Raw genomic sequence first — 13,362 nt, 5'->3', positions numbered from 1 at the left:
ATGAAACTCTACAATCTTAAGGATCACAACGAGCAGGTCAGCTTCGCCCAGGCGGTGAAACAGGGTCTGGGGTCGCAGCAGGGTCTGTTCTTTCCGCTGGAACTGCCAGAGTTTGAACTGACCGACATCGACGCGATGCTGGAGATGGATTTTGTCAGCCGCAGCAGCAAAATTCTCTCGGCTTTCATTGGTGACGAGATTCCGGCCCAGCAGCTGCAGGAGCGTGTTAAAGCCGCTTTTGCCTTCCCGGCCCCGGTGAAAGCCGTCAGCGACGATATCGCCTGTCTGGAGCTGTTTCACGGCCCGACGCTGGCATTTAAAGATTTCGGCGGCCGTTTTATGGCGCAGATGCTGTCGTATGTTTCAGGCTCCGATGAGCAGATCACCATTCTGACCGCCACCTCTGGTGATACCGGTGCGGCTGTGGCGCACGCGTTCTACGGCATGAAGAACGTGCGCGTGGTGATCCTCTATCCGCAGGGCAAAATCAGCCCGTTGCAGGAGAAACTCTTCTGTACCCTGGGTGGAAACATCGAAACCATCGCGATCGACGGCGACTTTGATGCCTGTCAGTCGCTGGTCAAACAGGCATTTGATGATGAAGAACTGAAACGGACGATTGGCCTGAACTCAGCTAACTCCATCAACATCAGCCGCCTGCTGGCACAGATCTGCTACTACTTTGAAGCGGTCGCGCAGCTGCCACAGGAAAAGCGTAACCAGCTGGTGGTCTCTGTGCCGAGCGGCAACTTTGGTGATTTAACGGCGGGTCTGCTGGCGAAATCACTGGGCCTGCCGATCAAACGCTTTATCGCCGCCACCAACGCCAACGACACGGTGCCGCGCTTCCTGGGCAACGGCGAGTGGCAGCCAAACCTGACGGTCTCTACGCTGTCGAATGCGATGGATGTCAGCCAGCCTAACAACTGGCCGCGTGTGGAAGAGCTGTTCCGCCGTAAAACCTGGCGCTTAACCGATCTCGCCTGTGGTGCGGTTTCTGATGAGACCACGCGTGCTGCCATGCGTGAACTGGCGGAGATTGGCTACGTTTCCGAGCCACATGCTGCCATCGCCTGGCGTCTGCTGCGCGATCAGCTGCAGGAAGGCGAATACGGTCTGTTCCTCGGCACTGCGCATCCGGCGAAATTCCGCGAAAGCGTGGAAGCGATTCTTGAGCAGACCCTGACGCTGCCGCCGGAGTTAGCGGAGCGCGCCGATCTGCCGCTGCTGTCGCATCAGATGAAAGGTGACTTCGCCTCGCTGCGGGCGTTCCTGCTGAAGTAATGCGGTGAAAGGCTTCCCGGTTGCGGGAAGCCTGTTTATGGCAGGTAGAGTGCGTGGGCTTTACTGCTCCGCGCGCTTAAAGACCAGCTCGCTCTCGCTGCTGCTGATCGCATCAAAACGATAGCCATCCACATCAAACGCCTTAAGCTGCTCTGGCGTTGTCAGACGCTGCTGAATCACATAGCGACTCATTAATCCACGCGCCTTTTTGGCATAGAAACTAATGACTTTGTAGCTGCCGTTCTTCTCGTCGAGGAACACCGGCTTAATCAGCTGTGCCTGCAGTTTCTTCGGCTTAACCGCCCTGAAATATTCGTCTGACGCGAGGTTGATTAGCACCTCATCACCCTGTTCCGCCAGTGCGGCATTCAATGTTTCAGTGATGAGCTCGCCCCAGAAGGTGTAGAGATCTTTACCCGCCGGATTCGCCAGACGAATGCCCATCTCCAGCCGGTAAGGCTGCATGAGATCGAGCGGACGCAGCACGCCATACAGGCCCGACAACATGCGCAGATGCTGCTGAGCAAAATCGAAATCCTGTTCGCTGAAGGTCTCGGCCTGCAAACCGGTATAGACATCACCTTTAAACGCCAGGATAGACTGACGGGCATTCTGAGGTGAGAAGTCGGGGTGCCAGCTGTTAAAGCGATCGGCATTGAGGTGCGCCAGTTTGTCACTGATGCCCATTAACGAGGCGATGCTGGCGGGTGACAGATCGCGCGCAATCTCAATCAGCTGTTGTGACTTTTCTAACAGTGCAGGCTGGGTGAAACGCGTTGTCGCCAGCGGGCTTTCATAATCCAGCGTCTTGGCGGGAGAGATCACCATCAACATAGTTGCTTCCTCGGTTAATGCCTGGTTTAACAGGGCATTGGCGGCTTATCAGGCTTCGCAGTGTACCAAAAAAGCCGCAAAGAATGACGAATCACTCCTATTTGTTCGCGCTATCGTAAACGGCATTCCCTGACCTTGCGCCACCGTTGACGCGTGATATTATCGCAACAGCTTTTTTCACACTGACAGTTAACTAAGAGAAAAGAACATGACGGACAAACTTACCTCCCTGCGTCAGCTCACTACCGTAGTCGCCGACACCGGTGATATTGCAGCCATGAAGCTGTATCAGCCACAAGACGCCACCACCAACCCTTCTCTGATTCTCAACGCCGCACAAATTCCTGAATACCGTAAACTGATCGATGAAGCGATTAGCTGGGCGCGTGAGCAGAGCAGCAACAAAGAAGAGCAGCTGCAGCTGGTTTCTGACAAGCTGGCCGTTAACATTGGTCTGGAAATTCTGAAACTGATCCCAGGCCGCATCTCGACTGAAGTCGATGCGCGTCTCTCTTACGACACAGAAGGCAGCATCGCGAAGGCCCGCAGCCTGATCAAACTCTACAATGATGCCGGTATCAGCAATGATCGCATCCTGATCAAACTGGCGTCTACCTGGCAGGGCATCCGTGCTGCAGAGCAGCTGGAAAAAGAGGGTATCAACTGTAACCTGACTCTGCTGTTCTCCTTTGCTCAGGCGCGTGCCTGTGCCGAAGCGGGCGTGTTCCTGATCTCTCCGTTTGTTGGCCGTATCCTCGACTGGTATAAAGCGAACACCGATAAGAAAGAGTATGCCGCGCACGAAGATCCAGGCGTGGTTTCAGTTTCTGAAATCTACAACTACTACAAGCAGCACGGCTATGAAACCGTGGTGATGGGCGCGAGCTTCCGTAACGTCGGCGAAATCATCGAGCTGGCTGGCTGTGACCGTCTGACCATTTCTCCTGCGCTGCTGAAAGAGCTGGCAGAGAGCGAAGGCACCCTGGAGCGTAAACTGAGCTACAGCGGCGAAGTAAAAGCGCGTCCGGCCCGCATGACCGAGTCTGAGTTCCTGTGGCAGCACAACCAGGATCCTATGGCGGTTGCGAAGCTGGCAGAAGGTATCCGCAACTTTGCCGTTGATCAGGGCAAACTTGAGAAGATGCTGGCAGAACTGCTGTAACCGGCTGACCGTGGCGGCGCAGGCTGCCACGGTTTTCCCTTTTCCGACCCTTTCACTTTATATTATCCTCTCTGCTATTCCCCTTTTACTCCACCGCACCGCGGTAAATCACAGCGAAGCTAATCATGAATACATTACGCATTGGCCTGATCTCGGTCTCCGATCGCGCCGCGAACGGCATCTATCAGGATGAGGGGATCCCCGCGCTGGAGAGCTGGCTGAGTCGCGCACTCAGCAGCCCGTTTGAGATTGAGTCCCGTCTGGTGCCTGACGAGCAGCCGATGATTGAGCACGCGATCTGCGAGCTGGTCGATGAGCGCTTTTGCCACCTGGTATTAACCACTGGCGGCACGGGACCGGCCCGGCGCGATGTGACGCCGGATGCCACCTTAGCCGTTGCCGATCGGGAAATGCCGGGTTTTGGTGAGCAGATGCGCCAGATTAGCCTGCAGTTCGTGCCGACCGCGATTCTGTCGCGTCAGGTTGGGGTAATCCGCAAACAGTCGCTGATCCTCAACCTTCCGGGGCAGCCGAAGTCGATCAAAGAGACGCTGGAAGGGCTGAAGGATGAGCAGGGCGACGTAAAAGTGCACGGCATTTTTGCTTCCGTACCCTATTGTTTACAGCTGCTGGAAGGGCCTTATGTCGAAACGCATCGCGAGGTTGTAGCAGCATTTCGGCCTAAAAGCGCGATACGTGAGATAAATAACTAAATATTCCCCATTTCAGGCATAAGCTATAGCCTGGCTGGTGTGGCAAAAGATTGACGGTATAGTAAGGCTATCTTTACAACGTTCTCTCTTTGCCTCTGGACTATTATGAATCCGACTCACACACAGCGTCTGACCGGTAAGGATTTCAAAACCCTGGCGCTGGCCGCGCTCGGCGGCGCGCTGGAATTCTACGACTTCATCATTTTTGTCTTCTTCGCCACGGTGATTGGCGAACTCTTCTTCCCTGCAGATATTCCGGAGTGGCTGCGCCAGCTTCAGACGTTTGCCATTTTTGCTGCAGGCTATCTGGCACGCCCGCTGGGCGGCATCGTGATGGCGCATTTTGGCGACAAGCTCGGGCGCAAGAAGATGTTCAGCCTGAGCATTCTGCTGATGGCGCTGCCAACCTTAATGATGGGCGCTTTACCCACCTGGCAGACGATTGGGATTGCAGCGCCACTGCTGATGTTGCTGATGCGGATGTTGCAGGGCGCGGCGATTGGCGGAGAGGTACCCGGCGCGTGGGTGTTTGTCGCTGAACACGTGCCTTATAAACGTATCGGCATCGCCTGTGGCACGCTGACGGCCGGGCTGACCATCGGCATTTTACTGGGGTCGCTGGTGGCGACGCTGATCAATACCTCGATGTCGCAGCAGGCGATTCATGACGGCGGCTGGCGTATTCCGTTCTTCCTGGGCGGCGTATTTGGGTTGCTCGCGATGTTCCTGCGCCGCTGGCTGCATGAAACACCGGTCTTCATTGAGATGCAGCAGCGTAAAGCGCTGGCTGAAACCCTGCCGCTGAAAACCGTGCTGGCGGAGCATAAAAAGTCGATTGTGATCTCCATGCTGCTGACCTGGCTGCTCTCCGCCTGCATCGTCGTGGTGATCCTGATGTCGCCGGTCTGGCTGCAGAAGCAGCAGGGCATCGCGCCCGCACTGACTCTGCAAGCCAACAGCATTGCCACCGTGATGCTCTGCATTGGCTGCATTATTGCCGGACTCGCTGCGGATCGCTTTGGTGCCAGTCGTACCCTGTGTGTCGGCAGCCTGCTGCTGGCGATCTGTAGCTGGCAGTTTTATCACCTGAGCGCCCTCTATCCGCAGCAACTCTTCCTGCTTTATGGCGTGGCGGGGCTCAGCGTCGGTATCGTCGGCGTGGTGCCGTTTGTGATGGTGCGCGCCTTTCCGGCAGAGGTGCGTTTTACCGGACTCTCATTCTCCTACAATCTTTCCTACGCGATCTTTGGCGGCCTGACACCGATCCTGGTGTCGCTGCTGATGAATGTCTCCGTGATGGCACCGTGCTGGTATGTGATGGCGCTGGCGCTGGTGGGATTGCTGACAGGGATCTGGCTGAGGCGGGATGTCAGCCACGAGCCGGGACTGAATCAGGGGATTAAGTCGTTGTAAAGGAGGAACGCGGAGCCAGGCTCCGCGTTTTTTTATGGCTGAAAATATGCTTAACGCATTTTTGCGCCAATCGGCAAAAGGGTGCGGCCAAAGGTTTCATTCAGCACCTCGCCCATCGCCAGATAGCAGGCGCTGGCACCACAGACGATCCCGACCCAGCCCGCAGACACCACCAGCGCAGGCAGGTGCATGAGATGAGCCACTGCCAGCAGCAGAAACAGCAGCGTAAGCGAGCCGAAAATAAACTGCAGCATCCGCGCACCTTTTAGTGTGCCGATAAACATGAACAGCGTGAAGATGCCCCACAGTGCCAGCCAGACACCCAGGAAGCGTTCGTCAGGCGCGTTTGCCAGACCCATTTGCGGTAACAGCAGGATCGCCACGAAGCTTAACCAGAACATGCCGTATGAGGTAAAGGCAGTCAGCCCAAAGGTATTGTTCTTCTTAAACTCCAGCAGACCAGCCAGCACCTGCGCGATCCCGCCATAAAAAATCCCCATCGCTAAAATTGCGACATCCAGGGCAAACAAGCCCGTGTTGTGCAGGTTCAGCAAAATGGTTGTCATGCCAAAACCCATCAATCCCAGCGGGGCAGGGTTAGCCAGCGTTGAATTCGCCATAATTCCTCGGCAGTGAAAGAGTGTTGATTACATAAACGGATTCCATCCTGCTCCCCGTGAGGAGCAAGGGGACGCATCATATTCAGCGTTGTGTCAGCGTTCTTTGATCCCGGCAGGGCCAGCGATAAAAAATTTTTTTTGGTTTAACCCTTGATGCGCATCGAAGCGGCCCCATTTACTTGTCATCGAGCGTTGTGAACGTTGGAAAAAAAAGCATGTGCTGGCAGGTTGAATGCAAACAACTCGCCCACATAAAAGGTTCACAACCCAAATTGGCAACGAATTTAAGTGGGAGATGTTTAGATGGGTAAGATTATTGGTATTGACCTGGGTACAACCAACTCTTGTGTTGCGATCATGGATGGCACCAAAGCACGCGTGCTGGAAAATGCCGAGGGCGATCGCACCACGCCTTCAATTATTGCGTATACACAGGATGGCGAAATTCTGGTCGGTCAACCGGCTAAACGTCAGGCAGTGACCAACCCGCAGAATACCCTGTTCGCAATTAAGCGTCTGATCGGTCGTCGCTTCCAGGACGAAGAAGTACAGCGTGATATTAAAATCATGCCGTACAAAATCACCGGCGCTGACAACGGCGACGCATGGCTGGAAGTAAAAGGTCAGAGAATGGCACCTCCGCAGATCTCTGCTGAAGTGCTGAAGAAAATGAAAAAGACCGCCGAAGATTACCTCGGTGAGCCAGTGACTGAAGCGGTTATTACCGTACCGGCCTACTTCAACGATGCGCAGCGTCAGGCGACCAAAGATGCCGGCCGTATCGCAGGTCTGGAAGTCAAACGTATCATTAACGAACCGACTGCTGCAGCACTGGCATACGGTCTGGATAAAGGCCAGGGCAACCGCACCATCGCGGTTTATGACCTGGGTGGCGGTACCTTCGATATCTCAATCATTGAGATCGACGAAGTTGACGGCGAAAAAACCTTTGAAGTTCTGGCGACCAACGGTGATACCCACCTGGGTGGTGAAGACTTCGATAGCCGCCTGATTAACTATCTGGTTGCTGAATTCAAAAAAGACCAGGGTATCGATCTGCACAACGATCCACTGGCAATGCAGCGTCTGAAAGAAGCCGCAGAGAAAGCAAAAATCGAGCTTTCTTCTGCACAGCAGACCGACGTTAACCTGCCATACATCACGGCAGATGCGACCGGTCCTAAGCACCTGAACATCAAAGTGACCCGTTCTAAACTGGAATCACTGGTTGAAGATCTGGTTGCACGCTCAATCGCGCCTCTGAAAGTTGCGCTGCAGGATGCCGGACTGTCTGTTTCAGACATCAACGACGTTATCCTGGTCGGTGGTCAGACGCGTATGCCACTGGTTCAGGCCAAAGTGACTGAGTTCTTCGGTAAAGAGCCACGTAAAGACGTGAACCCGGATGAAGCGGTTGCTGTCGGTGCTGCAGTTCAGGGTGGTGTACTGGGTGGCGACGTGAAAGACGTGCTGCTGCTGGACGTTACCCCGCTGTCACTGGGTATCGAAACCATGGGTGGCGTGATGACCTCGCTGATCAGCAAGAACACCACCATCCCAACCAAGCACAGCCAGGTCTTCTCGACGGCTGAAGATAACCAGTCAGCCGTGACCATTCACGTGCTGCAGGGTGAGCGTAAGCGTGCCAATGACAACAAGTCACTGGGCCAGTTCAACCTCGACGGTATCCAGAATGCGCCACGCGGTATGCCGCAGATCGAAGTGACTTTCGACATTGATGCCGACGGTATCCTGCACGTATCAGCGAAAGACAAGAACAGCGGTAAAGAGCAGAAAATCACCATCAAAGCCTCTTCAGGTCTGAGCGATGAAGAGATCCAGAAAATGGTGCGTGATGCGGAAGCGAATGCTGAATCTGACCGTAAGTTCGAAGAGCTGGTTCAGACGCGTAACCAGGGTGACCAGATTGCCCACAGCACGCGTAAGCAGCTGGAAGAAGCAGGCGACAAACTGTCAGCTGATGATAAAGCGCCAATCGAAGCCGCACTGGCCGCGCTGGAAACTGCGCTGAAAGGCGAAGACAAAGCGGAAATCGACGCCAAAATGCAGGCGCTGATGGAAGTGTCTGGCAAACTGATGGAAGCAGCACAGCAGTCTCAGGCGGGTGCAGCAGATGCCGGTGACGCGTCAGCGAAGAAAGATGACGACGTTGTCGATGCTGAATTCGAAGAAGTGAAAGACAACAAGAAATAATTGCCCCTGACCGGGCGCGACGGTTGGCCTGACAGCCGTTGAAACCAGCACGGGCGTAGGAGATCTCTCCACGCCCGTGCGATCATGTTAAGGGCTAAATAAACATGGCGAAGAGTGATTACTACGAGATTTTAGGCGTCGCCAAATCCGCGGACGAGCGTGAAATCAAAAAGGCTTACAAACGCCTGGCAATGAAATTTCACCCGGACCGCAATCCAGGTGATAAAGAAGCCGAAGCTAAATTCAAAGAGGTCAAGGAAGCGTACGAAATCCTGACCGATGCGCAGAAGCGTGCGGCTTACGATCAGTATGGTCATGCAGCCTTTGAACAGGGCGGCATGGGTGGCGGTGGATTCGGCGGCGGCGGCTTTGGCGGCGGCGGTGCAGACTTCAGCGATATCTTTGGCGACGTGTTCGGTGACATCTTTGGTGGTGGACGCCGTCAGCGCGCATCCCGTGGCGCCGATTTACGCTACAACATGGAGCTGTCGCTGGAAGAAGCGGTACGCGGCGTGACCAAAGAGATCCGCATTCCAACGCTGGAAGAGTGTGATGTCTGCCACGGCAGCGGCGCGAAAGCGGGCACCCAGCCACAAACCTGTTCAACCTGTCACGGTGCAGGTCAGGTGCAGATGCGCCAGGGCTTCTTCACTGTTCAGCAGGCCTGTCCGACCTGTCATGGTCGTGGCTCGGTGATTAAAGATCCGTGCAACGTCTGTCATGGCCATGGTCGCGTTGAGAAGTCGAAAACGCTGTCAGTGAAAATCCCGGCAGGGGTCGACACCGGCGATCGCATTCGTCTGAGTGGCGAAGGTGAAGCGGGCGAGCAGGGCGCACCAGCGGGCGATCTCTACGTTCAGGTCTCGGTGAAGAAGCACCCGATCTTCGAGCGTGAAGAGAACAACCTTTACTGTGAAGTGCCGATCAACTTTGCAATGGCGGCGCTGGGCGGTGAGATTGAAGTACCGACACTGGATGGTCGCGTGAAGCTGAAAGTGCCGTCTGAAACCCAGACCGGCAAGCTGTTCCGCATGCGCGGACGTGGCGTCAAATCTGTCCGTGGCGGCGCGGTCGGCGATCTGCTGTGCCGTGTTGTGGTGGAGACACCGGTCAGTCTGAACGAAAAACAGAAAACGCTGTTGCGTGAACTGGAAGAGAGTTTTGGCGGCCCAAGCGGCGAGCATAACAGCCCGCGCTCAAAGAGCTTCTTCGACGGTGTGAAGAAATTCTTTGACGACCTGACACGCTAAACCGTGTCTGACTAAAAAACGGAGCCTCGGGCTCCGTTTTTTTTGCTGGATGCTATGAGCCATCTGTTGTTAGCATCAACCGGCTTTTCGTCTTTAACTCGGTTAAACCGAAGGAAAGGCGAGGTATAAGCTGCTTTTAACGAACTATATGAGCCGCTACACTCTTTATCTTTCTATCGCTGATCAGGAAGATAAACGTTGAATAAGCCTCGTAGTCTCAAAAACCTGCTTAAAAGCTTCATTGAAAGTGACGCCAGTAATGGCATGGTGTTAATCATGGCAGCTGTGGCGGCCATGATTCTCGCCAACTCTGCCGAAACCGCTCAGGGCTATCAGGCGTTTCTCAATGAACCCGTTCAAATCCGCTTCGGTGCACTGGATATCAGTAAAAATCTGCTGTTATGGATCAACGATGCGCTGATGGCGCTGTTTTTCCTGCTGATTGGTCTGGAAGTGAAGCGTGAGCTGATAGTCGGTGAACTTGCCAGTCGTGACAAGGCGATCTTTCCCGTCATTGCGGCATTAGGCGGTATGGCGCTGCCCGCGCTTGTTTTCCTCGGCTTCAACCATGGTGATGAGATAGCACGCAACGGCTGGGCTATCCCTACGGCGACCGATATCGCGTTTGCGCTGGGTGTCCTCGCCCTGCTTGGAAGCCGTGTTCCTGCAGCACTGAAAGTTTTCCTGATGGCACTGGCGATTATTGATGATCTCGGGGCTATCGTTATTATCGCCCTGTTCTACACCAGTGGCCTCTCAATGCTCTCCCTGGGCGTTGCGGCAGGGGCGATTGTTGTACTGGCACTGCTGAATTACTTTAATGTTCGTAAAATCTCGGTCTATATGCTGGTCGGGATCGTGCTCTGGACCGCCGTGCTGAAGTCCGGCGTCCATGCCACGCTGGCGGGCGTCATTGTGGGCTTCTTCATACCGCTGGAAAAGAGAGAAGGGCATTCACCCGCAGAACATCTGGCGCACGGTCTGATGCCGTGGGTGAACTGGCTTATTCTGCCGTTGTTTGCCTTCGCGAACGCCGGTATTTCACTGGCCGGTATTACGCTGAGTGATGTCTTTTCACCGGAGCCGTCTGGCATCATCCTCGGCCTGTTAATCGGTAAACCTTTGGGCATTACTCTGTTCTGCTGGCTGGCTGTCAAACTGCGGCTGGCGGTATTACCTCACGGTACCACCATCCGCGATATCATGGCGATTGGCGTGCTGTGCGGCATCGGTTTTACGATGTCTATTTTCATCAGTTCGCTGGCCTTCGATTCGGCACATGAGCAGCTTGTGACCTTCTCTAAACTGGGGATCCTGACGGGTTCTGTGCTGTCAGCGGTTATTGGCTATACCCTGCTGCGGATTAAACTGCGTTAATGGAGAGGAGGCGAAAGCCTCCTTTTTTCGATGAATCAGCTTAATTTTAACCATCTCTATTACTTCTGGCAGATCTGCAAAAGCGGCTCTGTGACAGCGGCAGCAGAGGTACTCTCTCTGACTCCCCAGACCATTACCGGGCAGATTAAGACGCTTGAGGAGCGCCTGCAGGGCAAGCTGTTCCGTCGTCAGGGGCGGGGTCTGGTGCCGACTGAACTGGGGCAACTGGTGTTCCGCTATGCTGACCGCATGTTTATGCTGGGTCAGGAGATGCTGGATATCGTGAACTACCGCAAGGAGTCCCACCTGGTGCTGGATGTCGGGGTAGCCGATGCGCTCTCTAAGCAGCTGGTCAGTAAGGTGCTGGAAACCGCGGTGGTTGCAGAAGAGAAGACGCATCTGCGCTGTTTTGAGTCGACCCACGAAATGCTGCTGGAGCAGCTCAGCCAGCATAAGCTGGATATGATCATCTCTGACTGCTCCATCGACCCCACTCAACAGGAAGGGCTGTTTTCGGTGAAGCTGGGGGAGTGTCCGGTCAGTTTCTGGTCTGCTCAGCCGCTCACCGGTCTCACTTTTCCAGCCTGCCTGGAAGCGCGTCCGCTGCTGATTCCAGGACGTCGCTCAATGCTCGGCCGGAAAATCCTCAACTGGATTACGACTCAGGGGCTGCAGGTGGAGATTCTGGGGGAGTTTGATGATGCGGCACTGATGAAGGCGTTTGGTGCGCGTAAGAATGCCATATTTGTCGCGCCCGTGCTGGATGAGCAGGATAACGGGCAGCGTGCTGCGGTTACAGAGGTCGGTCGGCTTGATACCGTGTCAGAGGAGTACCATATCATCTTTGCCGAACGGATGATTCAGCATCCGGCAGTACAGCGTCTCTGTCACGCCGACTTCAGCGGACTCTTTCCCCGCCAGAGTACAGACGAAAAAAAACCGGCGTAAGCCGGCTTTTTCAACAAAGCGATTAACAAGAGGCGATTAAGCCAGTTTGTTGATCTGTGCAGTCAGGTTAGATTTATAACGTGCAGCTTTGTTTTTGTGGATCAGACCTTTAGCGGCCTGACGATCCACAAGGGGTTGCATTTCATTGAATGCGTTCTGCGCAGCAGCTTTGTCGCCTGAAGCGATCGCCGCGTATACTTTCTTAACGAAGGTACGCATCATTGAGCGGCGGCTAGCGTTATGCTTACGGCGTTTCTCAGATGTTACGGCGCGTTTCTTAGCTGATTTGATATTAGCCAAGGTCCAACTCCCAAATGTGTTCTATAGAGACAAATCAAAGGCCGAGGACTATGCCCTTCTAACCTGATTTTGTCAATGGATTTGTGCAAATAAGCGTCGCTCTAAGAACGGCACTCGATTACGTATTTGATGGCGCAAGATTCTACCAGCTTCCCCTCACTGAATACAGTATTTAGCGACAAAATTCTTAACATGCACATCTGCAACAGGAAATGCAGCCGCTAAAGCATGAAAGGCGTGCAGACGGGTTAACCTGAGTCGCTTTCAAGGGTATAATCCGCCGATTTCCACCGGTTTGGGCCAGCCATGAAGTTTATCCGCGGTATTCATAATCTTAACGAGCAGCATCGCGGCTGCGTTCTGACCATTGGTAATTTCGATGGTGTACATCGCGGGCATCAGGCGCTGCTGTCGCGACTGTGTGAAGAGGGACGTAAGCGTCATCTGCCCGTCGTGGTGATGGTATTTGAGCCACAGCCGCTGGAGCTGTTTGCCGGTGATAAAGCTCCGGCACGCCTGACACGCCTGCGTGAAAAACTGCGCTATATGGCGGAAGCGGGTGTGGATAAAGTGTTGTGCGTGCGGTTTGATCGTCGCTTTGCGGCCTTGTCTGCACAGCGCTTTATCAGTGACCTGTTAGTCGACAAGCTGGATGTAAAGTACCTTGCGGTAGGTGATGATTTCCGCTTCGGCGCTGGTCGCCAGGGGGATTTCCTGTTATTACAGAAAGCCGGTGTGGAGTATGGCTTTGAGGTCGTCAGCACCGAAACCTTCTGTGACGGTGGTAAGCGAATCAGCAGCACTGCCGTGCGTCAGGCGCTGGCTGCGGATGATTTAGCGCTGGCGCAGTCGCTGCTAGGTCATCCCTTCACTATTTCCGGCCGCGTCGTGCACGGTGATGCACTGGGACGCACGCTGGGTTTCCCGACTGCGAACCTCCCTTTACGCCGCAGCGTCACGCCGGTGAAAGGAGTGTATGCCGTGGAGGTACAGGGTCTGACGCCCGAGCCACTGCCGGGTGTTGCTAATATCGGCACCCGTCCGACCGTAAAAGGTTTACGCCAGCAGCTTGAAGTTCACCTGCTCGACATCAATATCGATCTCTATGGTCGTCACATTGATGTGGTGCTGAAACAGAAAATACGAAACGAGCAGCGCTTTGCCTCACTGGAGGCGTTGAAAGAACAAATTGCGAACGATGTGGTAACGGCCCGGCAGTTCTTTGGGCTGCTTTAACCTGAGCGAAA

Annotated in this window: 12 protein-coding genes; 9 read left to right on the top strand and 3 right to left on the bottom strand. The window is 54.5% G+C overall.

Translation table 11 applies throughout. The features are described 5' to 3' along the window. Positions 1-1,284: a threonine synthase gene (gene thrC, locus P2R09_RS17740; RefSeq protein WP_275771668.1), complete on the top strand. Its 1,284-nt coding sequence runs from the start codon at positions 1-3 to the stop codon at positions 1,282-1,284. A gap of 60 nt (positions 1,285-1,344) precedes the next feature. On the opposite strand, the gene yaaA is transcribed toward thrC, so the two are convergent. After that, the gene (yaaA, locus tag P2R09_RS17735) at positions 1,345-2,118 is read right to left on the bottom strand and encodes a peroxide stress protein YaaA (protein WP_275771666.1); all 774 of its coding nucleotides are present in this window, start codon (positions 2,116-2,118) and stop codon (positions 1,345-1,347) included. A gap of 208 nt (positions 2,119-2,326) precedes the next feature. Between yaaA and tal the strand changes: the two genes are divergently transcribed. The 3 genes from tal to P2R09_RS17720 all read left to right on the top strand — a co-directional run bounded on the left by tal (position 2,327) and on the right by P2R09_RS17720 (position 5,406). Then, positions 2,327-3,280: a transaldolase gene (gene tal / locus P2R09_RS17730; protein ID WP_003854842.1), complete on the top strand. Its 954-nt coding sequence runs from the start codon at positions 2,327-2,329 to the stop codon at positions 3,278-3,280. Between the two features lie 125 nt (positions 3,281-3,405). Continuing rightward, positions 3,406-3,993 carry a molybdopterin adenylyltransferase gene (mog, locus tag P2R09_RS17725; protein WP_275771664.1) on the top strand — a complete coding sequence of 196 codons (588 nt, stop codon included), beginning with the start codon at positions 3,406-3,408 and terminating at the stop codon, positions 3,991-3,993. Positions 3,994-4,098: 105 nt separating this feature from the next. Then, entirely contained in the window at positions 4,099-5,406 is a 1,308-nt protein-coding gene (locus P2R09_RS17720; protein ID WP_275771662.1) for an MFS transporter, read from the top strand. A gap of 50 nt (positions 5,407-5,456) precedes the next feature. On the opposite strand, the gene satP is transcribed toward P2R09_RS17720, so the two are convergent. Beyond that, positions 5,457-6,026: an acetate uptake transporter gene (satP, locus tag P2R09_RS17715; protein WP_275771660.1), complete on the bottom strand. Its 570-nt coding sequence runs from the start codon at positions 6,024-6,026 to the stop codon at positions 5,457-5,459. 303 nt (positions 6,027-6,329) lie between these two features. Here satP and dnaK point away from each other — a divergent pair, with 303 nt between their 5' ends. The 4 genes from dnaK (at position 6,330) to nhaR (ending at position 11,815) form a co-directional block, all read left to right on the top strand. Further along, positions 6,330-8,240 carry a molecular chaperone DnaK gene (gene dnaK, locus P2R09_RS17710; RefSeq protein ID WP_275771657.1) on the top strand — a complete coding sequence of 637 codons (1,911 nt, stop codon included), beginning with the start codon at positions 6,330-6,332 and terminating at the stop codon, positions 8,238-8,240. Between the two features lie 104 nt (positions 8,241-8,344). Continuing rightward, complete coding sequence (gene dnaJ / locus P2R09_RS17705; protein ID WP_275771655.1) at positions 8,345-9,490, top strand: molecular chaperone DnaJ; 1,146 nt, start codon at positions 8,345-8,347, stop codon at positions 9,488-9,490. Positions 9,491-9,688: 198 nt separating this feature from the next. Beyond that, complete coding sequence (gene nhaA, locus P2R09_RS17700; protein ID WP_275771653.1) at positions 9,689-10,867, top strand: Na+/H+ antiporter NhaA; 1,179 nt, start codon at positions 9,689-9,691, stop codon at positions 10,865-10,867. 30 nt (positions 10,868-10,897) lie between these two features. Then, positions 10,898-11,815 carry a transcriptional activator NhaR gene (gene nhaR / locus P2R09_RS17695; protein ID WP_275771651.1) on the top strand — a complete coding sequence of 306 codons (918 nt, stop codon included), beginning with the start codon at positions 10,898-10,900 and terminating at the stop codon, positions 11,813-11,815. 36 nt (positions 11,816-11,851) lie between these two features. On the opposite strand, the gene rpsT is transcribed toward nhaR, so the two are convergent. Further along, the gene (gene rpsT / locus P2R09_RS17690) at positions 11,852-12,115 is read right to left on the bottom strand and encodes a 30S ribosomal protein S20 (protein ID WP_008925553.1); all 264 of its coding nucleotides are present in this window, start codon (positions 12,113-12,115) and stop codon (positions 11,852-11,854) included. A 306-nt stretch (positions 12,116-12,421) separates the two neighbouring features. On the opposite strand from rpsT, the gene ribF reads away from it, so the two are divergent. Continuing rightward, positions 12,422-13,351: a bifunctional riboflavin kinase/FAD synthetase gene (ribF, locus tag P2R09_RS17685; protein WP_033763252.1), complete on the top strand. Its 930-nt coding sequence runs from the start codon at positions 12,422-12,424 to the stop codon at positions 13,349-13,351. The last annotated feature ends 11 nt before the right edge of the window (positions 13,352-13,362 follow it).

The organism is Pantoea sp. Cr_R13 (assembly GCF_029222565.1).
In the GTDB taxonomy this organism is placed as follows: Bacteria; Pseudomonadota; Gammaproteobacteria; order Enterobacterales; family Enterobacteriaceae; genus Pantoea; species Pantoea eucalypti.
This window is presented reverse-complemented; position numbering and strand designations above follow the sequence as displayed.

What these genes read in the sequence shown, in the direction of transcription:
- thrC (WP_275771668.1), top strand. Translation starts at nt 1, where the DNA reads ATGAAACTCTACAATCTTAAGGATCACAACGAGCAGGTCAGCTTCGCC.
- yaaA (WP_275771666.1), bottom strand. Translation starts at nt 2,118, where the DNA reads ATGTTGATGGTGATCTCTCCCGCCAAGACGCTGGATTATGAAAGCCCG.
- tal (WP_003854842.1), top strand. Translation starts at nt 2,327, where the DNA reads ATGACGGACAAACTTACCTCCCTGCGTCAGCTCACTACCGTAGTCGCC.
- mog (WP_275771664.1), top strand. Translation starts at nt 3,406, where the DNA reads ATGAATACATTACGCATTGGCCTGATCTCGGTCTCCGATCGCGCCGCG.
- P2R09_RS17720 (WP_275771662.1), top strand. Translation starts at nt 4,099, where the DNA reads ATGAATCCGACTCACACACAGCGTCTGACCGGTAAGGATTTCAAAACC.
- satP (WP_275771660.1), bottom strand. Translation starts at nt 6,026, where the DNA reads ATGGCGAATTCAACGCTGGCTAACCCTGCCCCGCTGGGATTGATGGGT.
- dnaK (WP_275771657.1), top strand. Translation starts at nt 6,330, where the DNA reads ATGGGTAAGATTATTGGTATTGACCTGGGTACAACCAACTCTTGTGTT.
- dnaJ (WP_275771655.1), top strand. Translation starts at nt 8,345, where the DNA reads ATGGCGAAGAGTGATTACTACGAGATTTTAGGCGTCGCCAAATCCGCG.
- nhaR (WP_275771651.1), top strand. Translation starts at nt 10,898, where the DNA reads ATGAATCAGCTTAATTTTAACCATCTCTATTACTTCTGGCAGATCTGC.
- ribF (WP_033763252.1), top strand. Translation starts at nt 12,422, where the DNA reads ATGAAGTTTATCCGCGGTATTCATAATCTTAACGAGCAGCATCGCGGC.